Genomic DNA, 22,662 nt, shown 5'->3' on the forward strand with positions numbered 1-22,662 from the left:
TCCAGCAAGGGGAACCGAGCCGCTTCGCGGCGGGGTGAGTTGCTCAGACGCCGGTGACGTCCTCGCGGTTCGCGGGGGTGGTGGGCTGGTCGGCCTTCTCCTCCAGCTTGTTCAGCGTCCGCGCGGCCGCGTCCTTGCCGCCGAGGGCCGAAGGCGAGCGCCGCGGCGGCGGCACCGCCGGCGACGAGGGCGCCGAAGGCGAGGTTGAATGATCGAGTCGGCGAGCCCCATGTACTTCAGGCCCATGGCCGTGAAGAGGATGATCGTCGCCCACTTGATGACCTGGCCGGCGTTGCCGGTCACGGTCTTCGCGAGCAGCTGAGCGATGTAGAAGCCGGCCGCGATGATCGCCCCGCCGAAGAGCACCTTGCCGCCGAGCTCGAGGACCTCGGAGAGGAAGTTGGTGATCTGCGGGAAGCCGAGCATCTGCGCGGCCCTCACCGCGAAGAAGAGGACGATCGCGACCTGAACGACCTTGGAGATGGTCGGCACGGCGCTCCGGCCCTCGGGCAGGATGTCGGCGTCCCGCAGGGCGTTGTCGATGCCCAGGCCGGAGATCACCTGACCGAGCAGATCGCCGGCGAAGCGGGCGATGACCACGCCGATGCCGAGGATGATGGCGGCGGCCAGGATGTTGGGGATCGCGTTGAAGATGCCGGTGAGCATCTGCTCGGCCGGGTGGGAGATCGAGGAGATCCCGACGATCTGCAGCGCGGCGATCGAGACTACGATGAGGATCAGCGCGTAGACGATCGTGGCGATGGTCGATCCGATCTTGTTGCCCGTGCTCGACTGCGAGACGGTGCTCGACTGCACGCCGGTGGCGGTGCTGCCGGTCTCGGTGCGGGCCGCGGCGTGGCTGTCGGACCGGTCGAGGTCCGTGGCGTCACCGACGGTGCCGCCGGCCTTGGCGATCCACTTGTCGAAGTTGACCGTGCTCAGGCTGGTCTCGATGAGCTGCCGCGCGATGCGCGCGATGAGCAGGCCGATGAAGAAGACGAAGGCCGCGCCGATGATGTTCGGGATGTACGACAGCAGGGTGTCGAGCATCGAGGTGATCGGCGCCAACGCCTGGTTGAGGTTGAAGACGTTGAGGATCGCGACGAGGCCGAGCAGCCACACCACGAGGGATGCGATGGTCCCGAGCGACTCCCCGAGCGACTTGCCGTCGCTGCCGAGGCGCTGCATGGCGGGGACCTTCTGCACGAGCTTGGCGAAGGCGGTCTTGACCAGCTTCGCCAGGGCCCACGTCACCAGCAAGATGAGGAGTGCGATCCCCCGCCTTGACGGCCATGTCGGCCCGATTGATGTCCTGGAACGAGTCCACGGTGGTTGTTCCTCCCATGAGGTGTCAGGTGAACAGCCCCTGCCCAGATGTCACGGGCCCCCACGTCACTGCGTTGTCAGGGGTTTCCCAGGCAAGCACTGCCTCCACCGTGGGCGAGATGGACCTGCGCGATCAACCTCTGTCAAAGGGGCTCTTCATACCTGCGGTGGGGGCGGGGCGACACGCCGGTGCTCGGTGATGCTGTGAGGTGAGGGTCGAGGTCCTCAGGATCGGAAGCGACCAAGCTGACCGATCTACTGAGGACCTCGGCTGTGTCTGACCTACGAGGTGTGGGTGTACCCGCGCCTGTTCGACTCACCGCTACTGCGACAACTGCGATCTGCTCGTGGGCATGGAGGGCTACCACGTGCTGGAGGTGGCCGAACGCAGGAGGCATCTGGTGGTGACGATCGAATCGCCGCCGGGGCCGCTGGGTGTCCCTCCTGCGGGGTCGTCGCAGAGAGCCACGGCCGGCGGGTCCACACGATGATCGCCGCGCCGTGCTTCGGTCGCCCGGTGCTGCTGCGGTGGCGCAAACGCACCGGGACCTGCCACGAACCAGACTGCGCCAGGCGCACGTTCACCGAGCAGGACGCACACGTCGCCGCGCCGCGGGCGCTACTGTCGACGCGGGCGTGCTGGTGGGCGATCGGGCAGATGCGCCGGGAGAACGCCGCCGTGCAGGGGCTGGCCAGACAGCTGGGTACGACCTGGCGCACCGTGTGGTCGGCGATCAAGCCGCTGCTGGAGGCGATGGCCGCCGACCCGACCCGGTTCGAGGGCGTGACCGACCTGGGGGTCGACGAGCACATCTGGCACCACGTCAGCACCAAGTCGCCCGAGGACGGCGGGCGCGGGCCGAAGGAGTTGACCGGGATGGTCGACCTGACCCGCAACGAGCGCGGGAAGGTCACCGCGCGGTTGCTGGACCTCGTCCCGGGTCGCTCCGGGCAGGTCTACCGTGACTGGCTCGACGAACGCGGACAGGGCTTCCGCGCCGGTGTCGCAGTGGCGACCCTCGATCCGTTCCATGGATACAAGAACGCCATCGATGACCAGCTCGAGGACGCCGTCGCCGTCTTGGATGCCTTCCACGTGGTCAAGCTCGGCGCCCAGGCCGTCGACGACGTGCGCCGCCGCGTCCAGCAGGAGACCCGCGGTCACCGCGGCCGCAAGGGCGACCCGCTGTATGGCATCTGCACCATCCTACGAACCGGACGAGAGAACCTCACCGACCGACAACGCGACCGACTCGAACGAGCGATCCATGCCGATGAACGCCACGACGAGGTCGACATCGCGTGGCAGTGTGCTCAGCAGCTGCGCTCGGCCTACCAGGCGGACAACCCCGCCGAGGGACGACGGATCGCCGAGCGCGTCCTGGCCTCGCTGCCGTCCTGCCCGATCCCCGAGATCAAGCGCCTGGGCACGACCCTGAAACGGTGGGGCGCAGCGTTCCTGGCCTACTTCGACACCGGCCGAGCGAACAATGGCGGTACTGAGGCCGTCAACGGTCTCATCGAGCTCCAACGCCGCATCGCCCGCGGGTTCCGCAACCGCGAGAACTACCGACTACGCATGCTCCTGATCGGCGGCGGACCCACCCACCCCGAGCACCTACCCCCACCGCAGGTATGAAGAGCCCGGTTGGTCGGCCTGAAGGGGTACGTCACCAACATCCCGGCCGACGTGATGCCCGCGGGTGAGGTCATCGCCAGCTACCACGACTTGTGGCAGGTCGAAGCGTCTTTCCGGATGAGCAAGAGTGACCTGCGCGCCAGGCCGATGTTCCACCACACCCGCGAGGCGATCGAAGCGCACCTGACCGTCGTGTTTGCCGCCCTCGCGATCGGCCGCTACCTGCAGGACGTGACCGGGATGAGCATCAAGAAGATCGTCCAGGCACTGCGCCCGATCCAGCAGATCCGCGTGCGTATCGCCGGCCACGAGCACCACGCCGGTGATCCCCTGACCCCTGCAGCGCGATCGATCCTCGAAGCCCTCGACCTCACCCCTCAGTGACACACCCCGATGGCACGAGTCAGGCTGAACCATCCGCGGTGTTGAACGCCGCGAACAGGCTGGTGGTGCCGTGGCGGACGTAGTCGGGGGTGCGCTTCTCAGGCATCCCGGGCATCATCGGCAATGCCGGCTGGGAGCGGGCCAGCGCCTGCACCTCGCTCTTCTCGTCCACGCACAGCACCACCGAGGCCTCGGGTGGGTTGATGTAGAGCCCGACGACGTCGTAGACCTTCTCGATGAACAGCGGGTCGGTGGAGAGCTTGAACCCGTCCTCGCGGTGAGGCTTGACCCGAACGTCTTCCAGATCCGCCCGATCGTGGACTTGCTCAGCCCGGACCGCTCGGCCATCTTCGAGCGGGTCCAGTGCGTGGCATTCTCCAGCGTGGACTCCAGCGTGGTGACCACGACGTCCTCGACCTGATCGACGGTGATCGTGGCCGGACGGCCCGGGCGCGGGTCATCGGCCAGCCCGTCCAGGCGCGCCTCGGCGAACCGCGAGCGCCACTTACCCACCGTCGGCGCCGACACCTGCTCCTGGGTGGCGACATGGGACTGCTGCACCGATAGGTGACAACCGATCTGTGGTGCCGAGAGGTGCCGCGGGAGAGGATGTGCACCGTGCCCAAGCCCTACCCCCAGGAGTTCCGCGATGACGTCGTACGGGTCGCCCGTCAGCGTGAGGACGGCGTCACGCTGAAGCAGGTCGCCAAGGACTTCGGGATCTCCGAGTCGTGTCTGACGAACTGGATGAGCCAAGCCGACCGCGACGCCGGGGTCCGCTCCGGCCCGGGCCGTGAGGAACTCGCCGAGCTAGGCGAGGCCAAACGTCGGATCCGCACCTTGGAGCAGGAGAACGAGGTGCTGCGCCGCGCGGCGGCCTACCTCTCCCAGGCGAACATCGGCCCAAAATGATGTTCCCCCGCAAGCGGGAGGTGCCCCCACCGCTCGTCCGCGAGTTGGCCGTCGACGGGATCCCCGTGACGGTGACGTGCCGGGTGCTCAAGATCGCGCGGGCCCCGTACTACCGATGGCTACAGGAGCCGGTCACCGACGCCGACCGTGCCGCGGCGTACCGGGCCAACGCTCTGTTCGACGCTCACCGGAACGACCCGCAGTTCGGCTACCGACTCCTGGTCGACGAGGCCGGTGATGCCGGTGAGCCGATGGCGGGGCGCACCGCGTGGCGGATCTGCTCACAGAACCGCTGGTGGAGCGCCTTCGGCAAGCCCAAGCGTGGGAAGGGCAAGAAGCCCGGCCCACCGGCCCACGACGACCGGTGCGCCGTGACCGACGAGCACGGCGTGACCCGACACCTCTTCACCGCCGACGCCCCAAACCGGCTGTGGCTGGCCGACATCACCGAACACCGCACCGGCGAGGGCAAGCTGTACCTGTGTGCGGTCAAGGACGCCTTCTCCAACCGCATCGTCGGGTACTCCATCGATTCGCGGATGCAGTCCCGCCTGGCCGTGACCGCCCTCGAGAACGCGCTCGCCCGCCGCGGTGACGTCGCCGGCTGCATCCTGCACACCGACAGAGGGTCCCAATTTCGCAGCAGGAAGCACGTCCGCGCGCTGCACCGGCACGACATGGTCGGCTCGATGGGCCGGGTCGGCGCCTGCGGCGACAACGCCGCCATGGAGAGCTTCTTCTCCCTGCTACAGAAGAACGTCCTGGACCGGCGTTCCTGGGCCACCCGTGACGAGCTGCGGATTGCGATCGTCACCTGGATCGAACGGACCTACCACCGACGCCGACGGCAGGACGCCCTCGGCCGATTGACCCCATCGAGTACAAGACGATCATGACCACACCGGCCACTCAGGCCGCCTGACCCAACCTGTCACCTATCGGTGCAGCAGTCCCCATCCCTGTTGGACATGCATGTGGCGCAGGCCAATACGATCCGTGAGCGCAACGCCAGTGCCTGCGAGGACTTCCGTCGCCGCGCCCAACGCTACAACAGCTCACACTCTTCAGCGGTCAACTCCAGCAAGGCTTTCGGGCGTCCGGTGCGTGCCATGCCTCATTCTATAAGTTATAGCACGAATTTACGGCGCGACACACTAGCTTCCGCTCTCCATCGGCCATCGGCCATCGGCGATCAGCAGACCTTAGTCATGCGTGATCAGCTCGGCCACTGTGGACCCAAATTGCCTCACCGAGCCGATCGGCTTCCTGACCATCGGCGAGATGGAACGGGTTGACGACGCCTCGGTAGCGGTCCTTGGCCTATAGCTGACCGTCGTGTGATGAGGCGTGCTCCGACGCGAACCAGTGACGCGGAAAAGGTCGCGCACGCGTTGTCGCCCAGGCTGTCATGGCCGTACATAGAGAGTTTTGACTTGGGTAAAGAAGTCCTTTGCCGAAGTGCCCTGTTCGCGGGCGCCGTAACTTGAGCGCTTGCGTCCGCCGAAGGACATATGCGGGTCGACCCCGGCGGTGGGCACGTTGACCATCACCATGCCGGCGTCGGATCGTCGCTGGAAGTCCTCGGCGAGGGCGAGTGAGCGGGTGCAGATCCCGGCGGAGAGACCGAAGGGTGTGTCGTTGGCAATGGCAAGTGCTTCGTCGTACGACCCGGCAGGGAGGATGGATGCGACCGGGCCGAAGATCTCTTCCCTGCTCGTGACATGGGAGTTGGGCATGTTGGTGATGAGCGCTGGGCTGAGGTAGAAGCCATCGGTGTCTCCATCGAGCAGGTCGCCACCGTAGAGGGAACTTGAGGGGACCATGCCGAGGTAGTCGAGGATGGTCTGCAACTGGCGGGCATCCACTACTGGCCCTATGTGGCTCCCCGGCGCGCGAGCGTCGCCCACGACGAGGGCCGACATCTCAGCGCGTAACCGCTTGAAGAAGTCATCGTGGATGCGTTCGTCGACAATGATCCGGCTAGAGGCGGTACAGCGTTGGCCTGTGGAATAAAATGCACCCTGAATCGCGCAGTCAACGGCGATCTCGAGATCGGCGTCCGCGGCCACGACGAGAGGATTCTTTCCGCCCATCTCCAGCTGCACAGGCATAAGTCGCTCGGCCCCGATCGCGGCAAGTTGCTCACCGACCCGCTCCGAGCCAGTAAAACTGATCGCGTCGATGAGTGGATGGCGGGCCAGTGCGTCACCGAGAACCGAACCCTGGCCCATAACTAGGTTGAATACCCCCGGTGGCAGATTCGCCTGGTGAATGATGTCTGCCAAGGCGCTCACGCTGGCGGGGGTGAGTTCAGCAGGTTTGAGCACGACCGTGTTGCCGTAGGCCAGTGCCGGTGCGACCTTCCAGGCCGGGATCGCGATCGGGAAGTTCCACGGTGTGATGATACCGATAGTTCCAACTGACTCGCGGATGCTGCCAGTGCGGACGCCGTCCCGGGTGGAGTCGATCCGCTCGCCGGACATTCGCAGCGCCTCGCCGCTGAAGAACCGGAAGATGTGACCTGCCCGGGTCACCTCACCGATCGCTTCAGGCAGGGTTTTGCCTTCTTCCTGAGCCAGCAAGTCACCGAGCCGCTGCGCGTTGTCGAGGATTCCGGCCGCAATGCGTTCGAGGAGATCGGCGCGCACCTGGGGGGAAGTTGCTGACCAGCCCGGTTGCGCGGATCGCGCGGCTTCGACCGCGTCGTCAACGACAGCGGCGCTGCTGCGCGGGAAGAGGCCGATGACATCGGTAGTGTCAGACGGGTTAATGTTCTCTTGGTATTCATCACCAGGGACTCGTTGTCCGTTGATGTAATTGTGGAACGAGGGCATCGGTACTCTCCTTGAACTAGGAACGATTGCGGCTGATCATGGACGACGCGGGTGTAGCTGCTAGGGCGCGAGAGACGACGATCGGCGTCCTCTCAAGGCCAGAGCGATGCTGGTCGCCAGATCGGGGGCGCGCTGCTGTGGCAGTTGGGCGGTGCAGACACGGATGAACGGCGGCGACCTGAGCCGGAAGTCGGCACCGCCCCGCACCGCCCAGCCCGAGATCAGAAGGTCGGAGACGACGGTGGTCTCATCAGGCACCGGGATCGCCACATTGAGGCCAGATCGGCCGTGTGCCGCTATGTGATGCTGGTCTAGCGCAGCGAGGAGAGCCTTCCGTCGTGCCGAATATTCTTCTTCGGCACGACGAACGCCGTTGAGAGTGGTCGAATCCGTCAACAGCCTAGCTGCGAGTCGCTGCGTGAAGTGGCTAACCCACCCTGGGCCAAGCAACTGTCGACGCTGCACGTCGTCGGCCGTGACCGGATCGCTCATCATCGCAGCGAGCCGCAGATCCGGCCCGAGCGTCTTGTTTAGTGAGCGGATCACCGCGAAGCGGTCACGACCGGCAGTCAATGTCGTCGCGGGGGCATCTGAGATCAGTGCGGCGTGGTCGTCTTCGACCACTATGACGTCGGGGTGCCGACTTAGCAGGTCGGAGAGCAGCGCTGTGCGCTCAGCGCTCATCGCGCTGCCGTAGGGGTTCTGCCCTCGGGGAGTGAGTAGCACGAGGGCGACCTGACCGGTGGACAGCGCGTCCGCCAGCGCCTCTGGGATCAGACCGTAGTCGTCCACCGGTACCCCGACGAGATTAAAGCGGTGCAGATTGAGGAGGTTGAGGGCCATGCCCCAACTTGGATCCTCGACAACGACGTTTGCTCCCGGCCGCACGCAGCTGAGCAACAGCCGCTCCAATGCATCCAGCGCCCCGTTGGTGATCGTCAGCTCTCCGTGGATGCCGTCGCGGGTGAATCCGTCGGTCAGCGCGGCACCGAGCTCGCCATCGACGTGCGGCTGGTCATAGAGCGTCGGGCGGAAGAGTCCGGCGCTGAGCAGCCAGTTGACGTCGGGAAGCAACTTGGGATCCGGGCCCGTCACCGCGAGGTTCACCGCGCCGGCGGGGATTCGCATCTCGAAGGCGCGATGCTGCACCGGCCTGTTGGAGATGCGTGCCCGCTTACCGTGACTGGTGAAAATGACGCCCCGCTCGCGCAAAATTCGGAAGGCGAGCCCGACGGTACCTGGGCTGAGCCCGGAGAGCCGCGCGATTTCTCGGATCGACGGCAACGGCGATCCCTCGCCGAGCTCCCCGCGGCGCACCGCCAGCACGATGGTCTCGACAACCTCTTGTGAAGAGGATACGCTGGCCCACTCAATGTTCAGCACACCTACAAACTGTACTGGGGCAGTCAATGTGGATCAACCCTGTATTCGCTGAGACGGAGCCTGACGCTCTGGACCGACTCGTTCGGGACTACTCGTTGGCTACGCTGATAGTCGAGGACCCGTTGCGAGTCGCACACGTGCCGCTACTGCTGAAGCGGTCGCTACCAAGCAAGTCGGCGGATGCCGACCGGCTCGAGTTGGTAGGCCACATTCCGCTGGCTGACCCGGCCGCCGAGGCGATTCAGGCCGGTTCACGGGTGTTGTCGATCTTCCAGGGGGCCACCAGTTACATCAGCCCAGCGTGGTATGAGCAGCCTGGTCTGCCGACCTACAATTTCACGGTCGCGCATCTGGCTGGTCCCGCCGTTGTGATGAAGGACGATGACGCTTTGCGCGCACACCTCGTCGACCTCATCGCTCACCACGAGCAGATAAGGCGCGCCCAGGGGCCGGTGTGGACGATGGACGACACCGCCCATCGTCGGATGGATCAGTTGCTCCCGCAAATCATCGGTTTCCGAGTGCTGGTCGAAGAGGTCGAGATTAAAGCCAAGCTTGGTCAGAACCGATCGCTGGAAGACCAGCACAGCGTCGCTTCCTGCCTGTGGGCATCGGGCGCAAGCGCCGACCACTACCTCGCCGACCAGATGCACGCGGCTGCCAAGAGGAGGGAGACGCCCGATGCGACTTGATCTCATCATTGAGAATGCCAACGTCCGCACCCTCGATCCGCACCGTCCACGCGCCACTCGGCTAGGTGTGCTCGGTGGCACCATCGTCGGTCTGGACGAACAACTTGATCGCTGTACTGCCGCGACCCGCGTGGACGCGGCGGGCGGTACGCTGCTGCCTGGCTTCATCGACGCCCACACCCACCTGCAGTTCAGCGGTCAGGCAATCACTGCTGTCGATGTCTCCGCGGCCCACAGCGTGGATTCTGCGCTAGACATCATCGCGCGAGGTTCCCGGCACCTAGCGGATGACGAGTGGGTCGAGGTTGTTGGCTACGATCAGCGTCGACTTGGCCGGCACCTCACTGCGATTGAGTTGGACAGGGCGGGCAGCGGGCGACGGGTGTGGGCGCGGCACATCTCCAGCCACGCTGCCGTCGTGTCGACAGCTGTTATCGAGGGGATTACCGACCCTGCGGCACGGGCGGACGGGGACGTTCGAGTCGGGCTACTGGTCGAGGGGCACCAAGAGTTGGTCCGCGCCCAGCGACTCCCGTACTCCACCGAGGAGATCGCCGCCCTCGTCGAGTATGCCTCAACTGCAGCGGGTCGGGACGGCGTCACCTTCTGCACCGAGGCCGGTATCGGCGGCTTCCTCGCGCTCAGCTCGTTGGACCTGCGCGCCTACGTGCAACTGCAACGTGAGCGCCGACTCCCGGTGCGTCTTGAGTTGATGCCGAGCTTCGACACCTTCCACTCAGTCCACGCCCACCCCAGCGAGGGCTTCAGTCGTGGCCACGACTTGGGGCCGATCACTGGGCTGGGCGCCGGCAGTATGATTCAGATCGGTGCCCAGAAGGTGATGCTCGACGGCGGAATGATGGTGCGCGCGGCGCGAATGACCGACCCGTACGTTGGGACGCAGAACGTCGGTGACTGGCAACGGGAACCGGCAGAACTGCGCGAGGCGATCCTCGACGGGCACGCGGCAGGTTGGCAGCTCGCGGTGCACGCGATCGGGGATGCGGCCGTGGACTTCGCGCTCGACTGCTTCGCCGAGGCGCTCGATCGTCACCCGCGTGAGCACCGACACCGCATTGAGCATGGTGGGGCCATCCGGCCAGATCAGATCCCACGGCTGGCTGGCCTCGGCTTGACCGTCGTCACGCAGCCGGCATTCATCCACGACTCGGTACACGACTTCTCCGAAATCCTCGGGCCGGACCGGGCCGATTGGCTTTACCGTGGCCGCTCGTTGTTGGACGCCGGAATCCGGCTGGTCGGCAGCACTGATCGGCCACTGCCGGGGACGCCTCTCACCGCGATCCAAGCATTTGTCGACCGCATCAACGTCACCGGCCGAGCCTACGCACCGCAGGAATCTGTCACGGTGCAAGAGGCGATCGAGATGTTCACTGTCCACGGCGCATGGGTCGCCGGCCTAGAGGGGGTCCTCGGCCGGCTGCGACCGGGCTTCTACGCCGACCTGTGCCTGTTGGACCGCGACCCATGGACGGTGCCCACGGAGGAGATCAGCGGGATCGGCGTCACAGCCACCGCTGTTAACGGTGAACTGAGGTGGCATCGGTGACACGCAGCATCGTCATGTCCTTGCCGTACGACTATCTTTACGACGCGGTCGCCGAGCGGCTCGCACCGCGTACGGCGTCTGGCGAGCTCCGCCTCCTGAAGTGGAGCCCGAAGTACCCGGATGCCTCAGCCGCTGACCCAGCCGAAATCGACCTTTTGGTAATCCCTTACCACACGACGCAAGAGAAGACAACCGGGCAGTATGTGAGCACTCAGGTGCTGCGCCGGACGCGAGAACTGTACCCGTCGGTGTCGGTGGTCCAGGCATTGTCGATCGGTGTCGAAGGCCTCGAGGGGTGTGTGCCGACGGGCGCGGTACTGTGCAACTCCCGTGGAGTGATGGAGCTCCCCACCGCGGAGCTTGCCGTGACACTGCTACTCGCGGCCACTCGGGAGCTGCCCGGTTTCGTCCGTACCGGTGCCCGGTGGGATAACCATCGTACGGCCGGACTGGTCGGCTCCAGGGTGCTGCTGTTGGGGTACGGCGGGGTCGGGAGCGCGGTGGAGCAACTGCTTACGGGTTTTTCGGTGGAGATCGCTCGTGTTGCACATCATGGTCGCGACCTCGCCGACGGGACTCGGGTGCACGCCATCGAGGAACTTGTCGACTTGCTCCCACACTACGACGCGGTGGTCTGCAGTCTGCCGGAGACGGAGTTCACCCACGGCCTCCTCGACCGGACACATCTTGCCGCGATGCCTGACGGTGCGGTGCTCGTTAACATCGGGCGTGGCTCGGTGGTGGATGCCTCAGCGCTTCACGAGGAAGCCCGGAGTGGTCGTCTTGAGTTTGCGCTCGACGTCACCGACCCGGAGCCACTGCCAGCCGACGACCTGCTATGGCAACTGCCCAACGTTTTCATCACCCCACACGTCGGTGGAAACACTGCGGCGTCACTGAGGTTTCAGGTCGACCTTCTCGCCGAGCAGGCGGTCAGGCTTATGGAAGGAAGAGACGCGAAGAACTCGGTTCCATTGGCGACGGACTAACAGGCTGAGCAGGTAGCGTGGGTTCTTCCACGGCCTACCACACATGAAAGGGAACACCATGGGAATTATTCAAGGACGTACGACTGCTTGCCGTCGTGGCCGCCTCGCAGCATTCGGGCTCATCCCGGTTGTCAGCGCTGCGGCACTCGTCGGATGCTCCGATTCGGGCTCGACAGGCTCGGCTGACGGGGAGGACTCCTTCCCCAGTGAGCAGATCCAGATGATCGTGCCGTGGGCGGCCGGTGGTGGCACCGACCTAATCAGCCGCCATCTAGCGTCTCTGGCCGAGGACACCTGCGGTACCCGGATCGTGGTTAGTAACGTCACTGGTGCTGCAGGCGCGACCGGGCACCAGGCCGTCATCGACGCAGATCCGGACGGCTACACAATCGGCACGGCCACCACCGAGTTGGCCATACTCAATCACCTGGACGGGGCGTCATTCAGTCCGAAGGATGTCACCGGCCTGGTGCAACTGGCCGCTAACCCGGCGGTTCTCACCGTCGGGGCAGATTCCCCGTACGAGACTTTTGATGACCTCAAAGAAGGCCTCGCCAGCGGCGAGAAGATCCGGGCCGCCACCAATGGGCCCGGTGGCACGTGGGACCTCGCAGTGCGGGGCTTGGCCCTCGAGCTCGACACAGAATTCACTGAGTACGTCCCCTTCGATGGTGCCGCCGCCATGATACCTGCCGTGTTGGGTGGTCAGGTGGAGGCGATGAGCCCCTCAGCCGGTGAGGTGCAGGAACAGATCGAGGCAGGAAAGTTGCGCGGGCTAGCCACTATGGCTGAGGAGCGATCCGAGGCGCTTCCGGAAGTGCCGACCCTCAAGGAGGAAGGCGTCAACTGGGAGATGGGCAGTTGGATCGGCAGTGTTGCCCCTGCAGGCATTCCGGAGGAGCGGGTGGAGACCTTGCGCACCTGCTTCGGTGAGGCAGTCTCGTCCGAAGAGTTCAGCGAGTTCCGTGCCGAGATCGGCATGGGCGTGGCTGACCGCGACGGAGCGGAGTTCACCGACTTCATAAACTCCGAATATGACCGGTTTGAGCCGCTCATCGACGAACTCTACTGACCAGGTGGTGGATTGCCGCGGAGGCAGATTGCGGCCCCGTGGCATCACGAAAATGTGTGGTGCCACAGGGCCGTGGTCAGCATCAAACTGCCATTGACGCTGCTCCACCGCCGACCCTGAACGGTTCATCCGCCACCGGCCCGGAGCGCCCAAACCTGTCTGGCGTGAGGTGATCAACCAGCTGTCACAGGAGGCACCCATACAGACTGCCTTAGCCGACTCGTCTCATCAGCCTCGAGAGCCTCTGGACCCTCAACGGCCCAGTATGCGGAACGAAACCGATAGTAGGTACCAATGGCACCACCTTGGAACGCACTGACGCGATATGTGGGTCCAAGCATCTTCATTGTGCTTGGCATCGCTGTCATCCTCTCGACCGCCGGGCTGTCCGGCCAAGGACCGAGTGATCCTGGCGCGGATGGCTACCCCCGCATCATCGCGGTTGGCCTTATCACGCTCGGGGTGATGCTGCTGTTGCAACGCGGAGAGCAGAAGGAGGTACGCCTAGCCCGCCCGGAGATTCTGCGGGTCGCGTGTGCGTTCGCGCTCTTAGTGGGTTACTACTTCATGCTCAAGTCGTTGGGTTATATCTTGCCGACTACCGTTCTTATCGCAGGCGGTCTGCTAATCATGGGCGTGCGACGATTGCGGCCGTTAGTGCTGGTGCCGACTATCTTCGCAATTGCAACCTTCTTTCTATTTTACGTCGTGTTCGGCGTTCCATTGCCGCTCGGCCAGATCGAAAAGGTGCTGCAATGAGTGACATCTTTGCTGGACTAGGGTTGATTCTCCAGTGGCAGCCGCTCCTCTTCATGGTTATTGGGGTTATTGCCGGAGTCGCCGTAGGCGCGATGCCTGGCCTCAGCACGACGATGTCCATCGCGGTGCTGCTGCCATTCACCTTCATCTTCGAGCCATTGAACGGCATCGCGATGTTGCTCGGGATCTATTTCGCCAGTGTCTACGCTGGTTCGATCCCGGCTATCCTGCTGCGCATCCCCGGCACCCCGGCCTCCGCCGCCACGCTTCTCGACGGATATCCGATGACCGAGCAGGGTCAGGCTGGTAGGGCGCTGACTGTCTCCCTCGTCGCGTCGGTGCTAGGCGGCATCGTGGGTGGTGTCCTGCTGCTGTTCTTCGCTCCGGTCCTCGCGCAGTACGCGTTGCGTTTTGGCCCCGCCGAGTTCTGCATGCTGGCCGTCTTCGCCCTCGCGCTCATCGCCTCCATGTCCCAAGGCAGCATGGTGCGCGGACTCATCAGTGGGTTGCTCGGGTTACTTATCGCCACGGTCGGACTAGACCCGATCAGTGGTCAGGCGCGTTTCACGTTCGGCAGCACCGAGTTGCTGGCTGGGCTTGGCTTCATCCCCGTCCTCATCGGGCTGTTTGGTGTCGCGGAGGCGTTCTTGCGTTTCGAAAGCGCTGGACGACTGGAGTCGGGGGACGCACTGACTCCCGGGTCGTATCGGCTCCCCGGCCGCGAGCTGCTACGTCTGCTTCCCGCGAGTGCGTACAGCTCCGTAATCGGATTCGGGGTTGGCGCACTGCCGGGCACTGGAGGCGACATCGGCGCCTTCGTCGCGCACAATGAAGTCAAACGACTAGCCCGGGACAAGTCGAACTTCGGACACGGCGACCCGCGCGGGGTGGCCGCAGCTGAGGCGGCGAACAACGCTGCGGTGCCGGGATCGCTCGCCCCGACACTGATCCTCGGAATCCCTGGAAACTCGGCGGCAGCGGTCCTTATAGGCGCGCTGACGGTGCACGGTTTGCGACCTGGCCCACAACTGTTCACTGCCTCCGGCGACCTCGTCATGGCGCTCTTCTGGGCGTTGGTGATTATCCCGGTGATCATGCTCGCAGTTGGGTTGCTCGGCGTGCGGGCCTGGGGCCAGATCACCCGGATCCCCACGAGGTACCTATGGCCGTGCGTCATCGGTCTCAGCGCTGTGGGTTCGTTCGCCGTCCGTGGCTCCGTCTTCGATATCGCGGTGATGATTGCAGCCGGCGCCCTCGGGTACGTCATGATCAAGGGCGGATACCCGACTGCCCCCATGGTTATAGGCCTAATTGTTGGGCCGATAGCCGAGAGTGGCTTCCGGCGTGCGACTATCATCTCCGGCGGCAACTTTTCGTGGATCCTAGAACCGATCCCTATGATCCTGCTCATCGCGAGCCTCCTCACCGGGCTGACACCGGTGCTGCGCTCTGTTTTCTCGAACTTCCGCTCAACAGGCACCGAGACTTAAAAGGTTGCGGCTAACGATCCCCTGATGGGGCCCGGAGTGAGGAGGAAGAATCGGGACATGAGTGCGATGACCACGACCGACTTGGCCGAGGCCCTAAGGCGCTCCGGAATCATCGACGTGCGCAGCGACACGTTGACGGTGGGGATGTACTCCACCGACGCGTCGCTGTACCGGGTGCCCCCGCGCGCCGTCGTCTTCCCGCGGCACGTCGAGGAGATCGAGGCGACGCTGACCCTCGCCCGTGAGTCCGGCGTGCCGATCACCGCTCGTGGAGCCGGTACGTCCATCGCCGGCAATGCCATCGGCCCGGGTATCGTCATCGACACCTCGCGGTACATGAACCGCGTCCTCGAGGTCGACCCGTACTCCCGCACCGCGCTGGTCGAGGCCGGCGCGATCCACGCCACCCTGCAGGCGCAGGCCCGTCGCGTCGGTCTGCGCTTCGGTCCCGACCCCAGCAGCCATTCGCGCTGCACCGTCGGTGGCATGATCGGCAACAACGCCTGCGGCAACCGCGCCCTCGGGTACGGCCGCACGAGCGACAACGTCGTCGGCATGGACCTGCTTACCGCGGCGGGTACGCGCCTGTCCGCGACCACGGGAGTGGCGGGGGGACCCCCAACGCTGACCGGTGACGACGCCCTGGTGGCCCGGCTGACGGACCTGCGGGACGCCCACCTGGCGATAATCCGCACCGAGTTCGGCACCTTCGGACGGCAGGTCTCCGGCTACGCCCTGGAGCACCTGGCGCCCGAAAACGGTCTCGACGTCGGTCGCATGCTCGTCGGCTCCGAGGGCACCCTCGCGATGGCCACCCACGCCCGGGTGCGGCTCGTGAGCGACCCACCGGCGACCGCACTGGCCGTGCTCGGCTTCCCCGACATCTACGCCGCCGGCGACGTCGCCCACCTGCTCAAGGGCCTGGGTGCGATCGCCGCCGAGGGCATCGACTCCCGCATCGTCGACGTCGTGCGCGTGCGCCGCGGACCGCAGGCCGTCCCGGACCTGCCGCGGGGCGCCGCCTGGATGCTCGTCGAGGTCCCGGGCGAGGACATCGCGAGCGCGACCGCGGCCGCCGAGCACATCTGCCGCGAGATCGAGTCGCTCGACGCCCGCGTCGTCACCGACCCCGCGCAGGCGCGCTCGTTGTGGAAGATCCGCGAGGACGGCGCGGGCCTGTCCGCGCGCTCGCAGCGGGACCGCCCCGCCCACGCCGGCTGGGAGGACGCGGCCGTCCCACCACACCGCCTCGGCGACTACTTGCGCGCCTTCGACGACCTCCTTGCGCAGCACGACGTCCAGGGACTGCCGTACGGGCACTTCGGCGACGGCTGCCTGCACATCCGCCTCGACATTGAGCTCGACACCCCCGGCGCGCAGGAGCGCTACCGCTCGCTCGTCGAGGAGGCCGCCGACCTCGTCGCGGCCCACGGCGGATCGTTGTCGGGGGAGCACGGCGACGGTCGGGCCCGCTCGGCGCTGCTGCCGCGGATGTACGGCCCCGAGACGATCGCGCTCTTCGGCGCCGTCAAGCACGCCTTCGACCCGACGAATCTGCTCAACCCCGGCGTCCTGGTCGACCCGGCCCCGGTCGATGCTGACCTGCGCATCCCGGCCGCCCGCAAGGCCGCCGTGCCCTTGGCCTTCGGCTACCCGGAGGACGGCGGCGACTTCAGCCAGGCCGTGCATCGCTGCACCGGCGTCGGCAAGTGCCGCGCAGCCGGGACGTCCACGACGGTCATGTGCCCCAGCTACCAGGCGACGGGGGAGGAGAAGGACTCCACCCGCGGTCGTGCCCGGGTCCTGCAGGAGATGCTCAACGGCTCGACGGTCACCGGGGGCTGGCGCTCGCCGGAGGTCCACGACGCCCTCGACCTGTGCCTGTCCTGCAAGGGCTGCGCCAGCGACTGCCCGACCGGTGTCGACATGGCGACGTACAAGGCCGAGGCACTGCACCAGACGTGGAAGGGACGACTGCGCCCCCGCAGCCACTACTCGCTCGGCCGGCTGCCGCAGCTGGCCCGGATCGCCTCACACGCACCACGCCTGGTCAACGCGATGACCTCGCTGCCGGGGCTAAAGAAGCTCACCCTCCCCGCCGCCGGCGTGGACCCCCGTCGCAATTTGCCGACCTTCGCGGCGGAGACCTTCCGCACCTGGGTGCAGCGCGAAGGGATGATCGCCTCGGCCGCGCAGATGGCCGGCGCCGAGCACCCCGTCGCGATCTTCGTCGACTCCTTCACCGACCACTTTTCACCGCACGTCGGGCGCACCACGGTGGCGCTCCTGCGGGAGGCGGGGTTCACCCCCTTCGTCCCGGCGGAGGCGTTGTGCTGCGGCCTGACCCTCATCTCCACCGGCCAGCTCGACGCGGCGAAGTCCACCATGGAGGCCGCCGTCCGCGTGCTCGCCCCGGCGGCCGACGCGGGCATCCCGGTGCTGGGCATGGAGCCCAGCTGTACCGCGGCCCTGCGCCACGACCTGCCACGGCTGGTCGACTCCGCCGCGGCGCGCAAGGTCTCGACCACCGTGCGCACGATCGCCGAGCTGCTCGGCACGGCCATCGACGAGGGTCGTTGGGACGCACCCGACCTGACCGGGACCGAGGTCGTCGCCCAGCCGCACTGCCACCAGCACGCGGTGATGAGCTGGAGCGCCGACGAGGCGCTGCTCGCCCGCACCGGCGCCACGCTCACCCGACTGGGCGGCTGCTGCGGTCTGGCCGGGAACTGGGGGGTCGAGCTCGGGCACTACGACGTCTCGGTCCAGGTGGCCGAGCTGCAGCTGCTCCCGGCGATCCGGGATGCAGCGGCGGACACCGTCGTCCTCGCCGACGGTTTCTCCTGCCAGACCCAGATCGCGGACCTGTCCGAGCGCGAGGGCGTGCACCTGGTCGAGCTGCTCTCGCGCGAACCTCGCCGGTCCCGTAGTAGGGACCCCAAAGGGTCTCTTCATACCTACGGTGGGGGTAGGCGCTCTGGGTGAGTGAGGCCGCCGCCGATCAGGAGCATGCGTAACCGGTAGTTCTCGCGGTGCGGAATCCTCTGGCGATGCGGCGCTGGAGCTCGATCAGACCGTTCACCGTTATCTGGAGCTGTTCTCTTGGGATCAGCGTGTCGTATGGGGTCTGGTGTCGAGGACATGTCGCTGACGAGCGTCAATCGGGCTCTTCATACCTGCGGTGGGGGTAGGTGCTCGGGGTGGGTGGGTCCGCCGCCGATCAGGAGCATGCGTAGTCGGTAGTTCTCGCGGTTGCGGAACCCGCGGGCGATGCGGCGTTGGAGCTCGATGAGACCGTTGACGGCCTCAGTACCGCCATTGTTCGCTCGGCCGGTGTCGAAGTAGGCCAGGAACGCTGCGCCCCACCGTTTCAGGGTCGTGCCCAGGCGCTTGATCTCGGGGATCGGGCAGGACGGCAGCGAGGCCAGGACGCGCTCGGCGATCCGTCGTCCCTCGGCGGGGTTGTCCGCCTGGTAGGCCGAGCGCAGCTGCTGAGCACACTGCCACGCGATGTCGACCTCGTCGTGGCGTTCATCGGCATGGATCGCTCGTTCGAGTCGGTCGCGTTGTCGGTCGGTGAGGTTCTCTCGTCCGGTTCGTAGGATGGTGCAGATGCCATACAGCGGGTCGCCCTTGCGGCCGCGGTGACCGCGGGTCTCCTGCTGGACGCGGCGGCGCACGTCGTCGACGGCCTGGGCGCCGAGCTTGACCACGTGGAAGGCATCCAAGACGGCGACGGCGTCCTCGAGCTGGTCATCGATGGCGTTCTTGTATCCATGGAACGGATCGAGGGTCGCCACTGCGACACCGGCGCGGAAGCCCTGTCCGCGTTCGTCGAGCCAGTCACGGTAGACCTGCCCGGAGCGACCCGGGACGAGGTCCAGCAACCGCGCGGTGACCTTCCCGCGCTCGTTGCGGGTCAGGTCGACCATCCCGGTCAACTCCTTCGGCCCGCGCCCGCCGTCCTCGGGCGACTTGGTGCTGACGTGGTGCCAGATGTGCTCGTCGACCCCCAGGTCGGTCACGCCCTCGAACCGGGTCGGGTCGGCGGCCATCGCCTCCAGCAGCGGCTTGATCGCCGACCACACGGTGCGCCAGGTCGTACCCAGCTGTCTGGCCAGCCCCTGCACGGCGGCGTTCTCCCGGCGCATCTGCCCGATCGCCCACCAGCACGCCCGCGTCGACAGTAGCGCCCGCGGCGCGGCGACGTGTGCGTCCTGCTCGGTGAACGTGCGCCTGGCGCAGTCTGGTTCGTGGCAGGTCCCGGTGCGTTTGCGCCACCGCAGCAGCACCGGGCGACCGAAGCACGGCGCGGCGATCATCGTGTGGACCCGCCGGCCGTGGCTCTCTGCGACGACCCCGCAGGAGGGACACCCAGCGGCCCCGGCGGCGATTCGATCGTCACCACCAGATGCCTCCTGCGTTCGGCCACCTCCAGCACGTGGTAGCCCTCCATGCCCACGAGCAGATCGCAGTTGTCGCAGTAGCGGTGAGTCGAACAGGCGCGGGTACACCCACACCTCGTAGGTCAGACACAGCCGAGGTCCTCAGTAGATCGGTCAGCTTGGTCGCTTCCGATCCTGAGGACCTCGACCCTCACCTCACAGCATCACCGAGCACCGGCGTGTCGCCCCGCCCCCACCGCAGGTATGAAGAGCCGTCAATCGGTGTGGTTGGCGCGGTCCTCACTGAGGACGGTGGCGAGTCGTTCTCGTAGGGCGCGGTTGTCGGATCTGAGGGTGCGGATCTCGTCCTGCAGGCAGGTCACGCGTTCCTCGCGGGATGCTGCGCTCATCCGTTGAGCGGCTGGTGGGACTGCTGCACGAACGGGTGACAGGTGGGGTCGGGCAGCCTGGGTGGCTGGCTGGGTCATGATGGTCTCGAACTCGATAGGGGTCAACCGCCCGAGAGCGGCCTGTCGACGCCGGCGGTGGTAGGTCCTCTCGGTCCAGGTCACGATGGCGATCCGAAGTTCCTCGCGGGTGGCCCAGAAGCGGGGGTTGAGGACGTTCTTCTGGAGCAGCGCGAAGAAGTTCTCCATGGCCGCGTTGTCGCCGGCCGCGCCGACGCGGCCCATGGATCCGACCATGTGGTGACGGTTGAGTGCACGGACGGATTTCCGGCTTGGAAATTGGGCAGGTTCAACCAGTCGATGCAACACCGTGATGTTGAAGGGAGCGTAGTTGCTCTTCGGAGACCTCGGCGGGGGTCTTCCACCCGAGGACCTTGCGGGGCCTGTTGTTCAGTGCGTACGCGACGGCTTCGAGGTCCTCGGCCGACCAGCGGGACAGGTCGGTGCCCTTGGGGAAGTACTGCCGCAGAAGCCCGTTGGTGTTCTCGTTGGTCGGCCGTTGCCAGGTGAGTGCTGGTCGGCGAAGAACACCTTGGTGCCGGTGGCCAGCGCGAACGTGGCGTGGCCGGAGAGTTCCTTGCCGCGGTCCCAGGTGATGGTCTTGCGCAGCTGTTCGGGCAGTCGGGTCATCGACGCGGTAAGCGCGGCGTTCATCGCGTCGGCTCCGTAGCCGGCCAGGGCTGGCCCGTTCTTAACGTACGGCTTCTCGCCCCAGCCCTGCTGTCGCGGCAGGTGCACCAACACGGTGCTCCTGCTGCAGCGTTCGACGAGGGTGCCGATCGCCGACCTGCCGGTACCGATGATCAGGTCGCCCTCCCAGTGACCGGGTACGGCCCGGTCATCGGCCTCGGCCGGACGCTCGGACAGGACGACATCAGCGGTGACGTGCCCTTGCGCCTTGTTTCGCGTACGGGCCCGCGGCCGCCGCAGCGCTCGACCGGTGCGCAGGCAGGCGACCAGCTCACGCTGGAGCGCGCCGCGCCCCTGGATGAACAGCGACTGGTAGATCGCCTCATGGCTGATGCGCATGGACCCATCATCGGGGAAGTCGACCTTCAGCCGCTGTGAGACCTGCTCCGGGGCTCCACGCCGTCGACCACCGACGATCGGCCCGGTGCGGCTTGTTCAGCCCCTTCCACGCAGGCGGTCTCGGACCCTCGACGGGCGTGCCGTCAGGCCCCCGGACGCTGCCCGCGAGCCGTTCTTGGACGTACTGCCGCAACCGCTCGTTCTTGACGAGCTTCGCGGTCTTGGGGCGCTTGGCTGCCTGCTGAGCCTTCCACTGCGCCACCCCCGCCCGGTACTCCAGCTTCCCGCCCCGAGTGGCGGCGTTGCGGCGAAGCTCACGAGAAATCGTCCCCGGGTCACGACCGATCGCCCGCGCGATCTCGCGCACCCCCTGACCTCGGGCGCGCAAGATCGCGATCTCCTCACGCTCCTCGAAAGACAGGTAACGGCCCGTGGGCTCGGCCAGACAGATCGGTGGCATGCCGCCAGCGTGACGAAACCAGCGCGAGCCCACCGGCACGGACACGCCCACCCTCACCGCAGCCTCGGCCGAGGTGATGCCCGTGGCGATCAACCGCCAGAACTGTCGCTGCACCGCCCGCGCAGGCTCGGGTCGTCCAGGCGAACGCATCGGCGGGCGCAGCGCCCGATCCGCACGCCACTGCCGACGAAGCCTCTCCGGTACATCGCTGGTCTTCGTGCGCCAGTCGCTCGTCGCCATCCCTGAACACCTCCATGATCGAGGTGTTGCGACGACCAGTTGAATTCACCTTGCGATCCTCGGTCGGTGTGGACGATGCACCCGGCCACGTCGCCGCGCCTCGCGACGGCGTTGTTGAGCGCCGTGACGGCCAGCCGGGACTTCATCCTCGAGTCGATCGAATAGCCCACGATCCGGTTGGAGTAGGTCTCCTTGAAGGCGCAGAGGTAGAGCTTGCTTTCGCCGGTGCGGTGTTCGGTGATGTCGCCGATCCACAGCTCGTTCGGCCCATCGGCATTGAACTCGTGCCGGATCACGCCGTGCTCGTCGGTGACGGCGCACAGGTCGTCGTGGACTGGCGGGCCGGGCTTCTTCGCCTTCCCGCGCTTGGGCTTGCCGAACGCTGACCACCAGCCCATGTCCGAGCAGATCCGCCACGCGGTTCGTTCCGCCATAGGCTCACCGGCATCACGGGCTTCGTCGACGAGGAACCGGTAGCCGAACTCGGGGTCGTCGCGGTGGGCGTCGAACAGCGCGTTGGCGCGGTAGCCTCCTCGACCTCGGCGTCGGTGACCGGACGCTGGAGCCAGCGGTAGTAGGGCTGGCGCGCGATCTTGAGCACCCGGCACGTCACCGTGACGGGGATCCCGTCCACGGCCAGCTCGCGGACGAGCGGGTACGTCATTTTCCCGGAAGGTCCACCTGCGAGAGATAGGCGGCCGCGCGGCGCAGCACCTCGTCCTCCTGCTCCAGGAGCCGGATCCTCTTCCTCGCCTCACGAAGTTCGGCGCTCTCGGCAGCGGTCGTCCCCGACTTCACGCCATCCTCGACGTCGGCGGTCTTGATCCAGTTCGTCAGGCACGACTCGCTGATGCCGAAGTCGGCAGCGATCTGCTTGAGGTGGACTCCCGGCTCACGGTTCCTCGCGAGACGGACCACGTCGTCGCGGAACTCCTTGGGGTACGGCTTCGGCACAGTGCACATCCTTCCAGCGGCACCACTCAGCGCCACAGATCAGATGTCACCTATCCGTGCAGCAGTCCCCGTCGTCG

General features: G+C 66.3%; 12 protein-coding genes and 7 pseudogenes. 10 read left to right on the forward strand and 9 right to left on the reverse strand.

The window, feature by feature from the left end; all coding sequences use genetic code 11:
• Positions 1-111 precede the first annotated feature (111 nt).
• Positions 112-1,254 (reverse strand): mechanosensitive ion channel, encoded by a 1,143-nt coding sequence (locus tag FB557_RS01705; RefSeq protein ID WP_246074308.1) that lies wholly within the window; start codon positions 1,252-1,254, stop codon positions 112-114.
• A 413-nt stretch (positions 1,255-1,667) separates the two neighbouring features.
• On the opposite strand from FB557_RS01705, the pseudogene FB557_RS01710 reads away from it, so the two are divergent.
• Both FB557_RS01710 and FB557_RS01715 read left to right on the forward strand, forming a co-directional pair.
• Positions 1,668-2,965 (forward strand): annotated as a pseudogene (locus FB557_RS01710) (ISL3 family transposase).
• Between the two features lie 6 nt (positions 2,966-2,971).
• Positions 2,972-3,349, forward strand: a pseudogene (locus FB557_RS01715) (IS1634 family transposase); the annotation flags it as partial.
• Between the two features lie 28 nt (positions 3,350-3,377).
• Here the strand turns inward: FB557_RS01715 and FB557_RS01720 are convergent.
• Positions 3,378-3,868, reverse strand: a pseudogene (locus FB557_RS01720) (IS630 family transposase); the annotation flags it as partial.
• Positions 3,869-3,967: 99 nt separating this feature from the next.
• Here FB557_RS01720 and FB557_RS01725 point away from each other — a divergent pair.
• Positions 3,968-5,183, forward strand: a pseudogene (locus FB557_RS01725) (IS3 family transposase).
• Between the two features lie 484 nt (positions 5,184-5,667).
• Here the strand turns inward: FB557_RS01725 and FB557_RS01735 are convergent.
• Entirely contained in the window at positions 5,668-7,095 is a 1,428-nt protein-coding gene (locus FB557_RS01735; RefSeq protein ID WP_144855076.1) for an aldehyde dehydrogenase family protein, read from the reverse strand.
• A gap of 60 nt (positions 7,096-7,155) precedes the next feature.
• Positions 7,156-8,478, reverse strand: a complete 1,323-nt coding sequence (locus FB557_RS01740; protein ID WP_170236147.1) for an aminotransferase class I/II-fold pyridoxal phosphate-dependent enzyme — start codon at positions 8,476-8,478, stop codon at positions 7,156-7,158.
• A gap of 26 nt (positions 8,479-8,504) precedes the next feature.
• Between FB557_RS01740 and FB557_RS01745 the strand changes: the two genes are divergently transcribed.
• The 7 genes from FB557_RS01745 (at position 8,505) to FB557_RS01775 (ending at position 18,035) form a co-directional block, all read left to right on the forward strand.
• The gene (locus tag FB557_RS01745; RefSeq protein WP_144855080.1) at positions 8,505-9,170 is read left to right on the forward strand and encodes an FMN-binding negative transcriptional regulator; all 666 of its coding nucleotides are present in this window, start codon (positions 8,505-8,507) and stop codon (positions 9,168-9,170) included.
• Positions 9,160-10,740, forward strand: coding sequence for an amidohydrolase (locus tag FB557_RS01750; RefSeq protein WP_144855082.1), 1,581 nt, complete (start codon positions 9,160-9,162; stop codon positions 10,738-10,740). The genes FB557_RS01745 and FB557_RS01750 overlap by 11 nt, the downstream gene beginning before the upstream one ends.
• Positions 10,737-11,729, forward strand: coding sequence for an NAD(P)-dependent oxidoreductase (locus tag FB557_RS01755; protein WP_144855084.1), 993 nt, complete (start codon positions 10,737-10,739; stop codon positions 11,727-11,729). The genes FB557_RS01750 and FB557_RS01755 overlap by 4 nt, the downstream gene beginning before the upstream one ends.
• A gap of 220 nt (positions 11,730-11,949) precedes the next feature.
• Entirely contained in the window at positions 11,950-12,801 is an 852-nt protein-coding gene (locus FB557_RS01760) for a tripartite tricarboxylate transporter substrate binding protein (RefSeq protein ID WP_170236148.1), read from the forward strand.
• 348 nt (positions 12,802-13,149) lie between these two features.
• Positions 13,150-13,560, forward strand: a complete 411-nt coding sequence (locus tag FB557_RS01765) for a tripartite tricarboxylate transporter TctB family protein (RefSeq protein ID WP_170236149.1) — start codon at positions 13,150-13,152, stop codon at positions 13,558-13,560.
• Positions 13,557-15,050, forward strand: coding sequence for a tripartite tricarboxylate transporter permease (locus FB557_RS01770; protein WP_144855089.1), 1,494 nt, complete (start codon positions 13,557-13,559; stop codon positions 15,048-15,050). Before FB557_RS01765 ends, FB557_RS01770 begins: the two co-directional genes overlap by 4 nt.
• 57 nt (positions 15,051-15,107) lie before the next feature.
• Entirely contained in the window at positions 15,108-18,035 is a 2,928-nt protein-coding gene (locus FB557_RS01775) for an FAD-binding and (Fe-S)-binding domain-containing protein (RefSeq protein WP_144855091.1), read from the forward strand.
• A 185-nt stretch (positions 18,036-18,220) separates the two neighbouring features.
• On the opposite strand, the pseudogene FB557_RS01780 reads toward FB557_RS01775, so the two are convergent.
• The 5 genes and pseudogenes from FB557_RS01780 to FB557_RS14275 form a co-directional block, all read right to left on the reverse strand.
• Positions 18,221-19,518 (reverse strand): annotated as a pseudogene (locus FB557_RS01780) (ISL3 family transposase).
• Between the two features lie 381 nt (positions 19,519-19,899).
• Positions 19,900-20,187 (reverse strand): annotated as a pseudogene (locus tag FB557_RS01785) (integrase core domain-containing protein); the annotation flags it as partial.
• 4 nt (positions 20,188-20,191) lie between these two features.
• Positions 20,192-21,541, reverse strand: a pseudogene (locus tag FB557_RS01790) (IS30 family transposase).
• Positions 21,481-22,239, reverse strand: coding sequence for a DDE-type integrase/transposase/recombinase (locus FB557_RS14270; protein WP_211356453.1), 759 nt, complete (start codon positions 22,237-22,239; stop codon positions 21,481-21,483). Before FB557_RS14270 ends, FB557_RS01790 begins: the two are co-directional and overlap by 61 nt.
• Positions 22,240-22,291: 52 nt before the next feature.
• Positions 22,292-22,585, reverse strand: a complete 294-nt coding sequence (locus FB557_RS14275; protein WP_211356454.1) for a transposase — start codon at positions 22,583-22,585, stop codon at positions 22,292-22,294.
• Positions 22,586-22,662 lie beyond the last annotated feature (77 nt).

This window comes from Marihabitans asiaticum (assembly GCF_007828725.1).
Classification (GTDB): domain Bacteria; phylum Actinomycetota; class Actinomycetes; order Actinomycetales; family Dermatophilaceae; genus Marihabitans; species Marihabitans asiaticum.

Bases quoted from the DNA above. Each gene is read 5' to 3' on its own strand.
- FB557_RS01735 (WP_144855076.1), bottom strand. From the start codon at position 7,095: ATGCCCTCGTTCCACAATTACATCAACGGACAACGAGTCCCTGGTGAT.
- FB557_RS01745 (WP_144855080.1), top strand. From the start codon at position 8,505: ATGTGGATCAACCCTGTATTCGCTGAGACGGAGCCTGACGCTCTGGAC.
- FB557_RS01750 (WP_144855082.1), top strand. From the start codon at position 9,160: ATGCGACTTGATCTCATCATTGAGAATGCCAACGTCCGCACCCTCGAT.
- FB557_RS01760 (WP_170236148.1), top strand. From the start codon at position 11,950: ATGATCGTGCCGTGGGCGGCCGGTGGTGGCACCGACCTAATCAGCCGC.
- FB557_RS01770 (WP_144855089.1), top strand. From the start codon at position 13,557: ATGAGTGACATCTTTGCTGGACTAGGGTTGATTCTCCAGTGGCAGCCG.
- FB557_RS01775 (WP_144855091.1), top strand. From the start codon at position 15,108: ATGAGTGCGATGACCACGACCGACTTGGCCGAGGCCCTAAGGCGCTCC.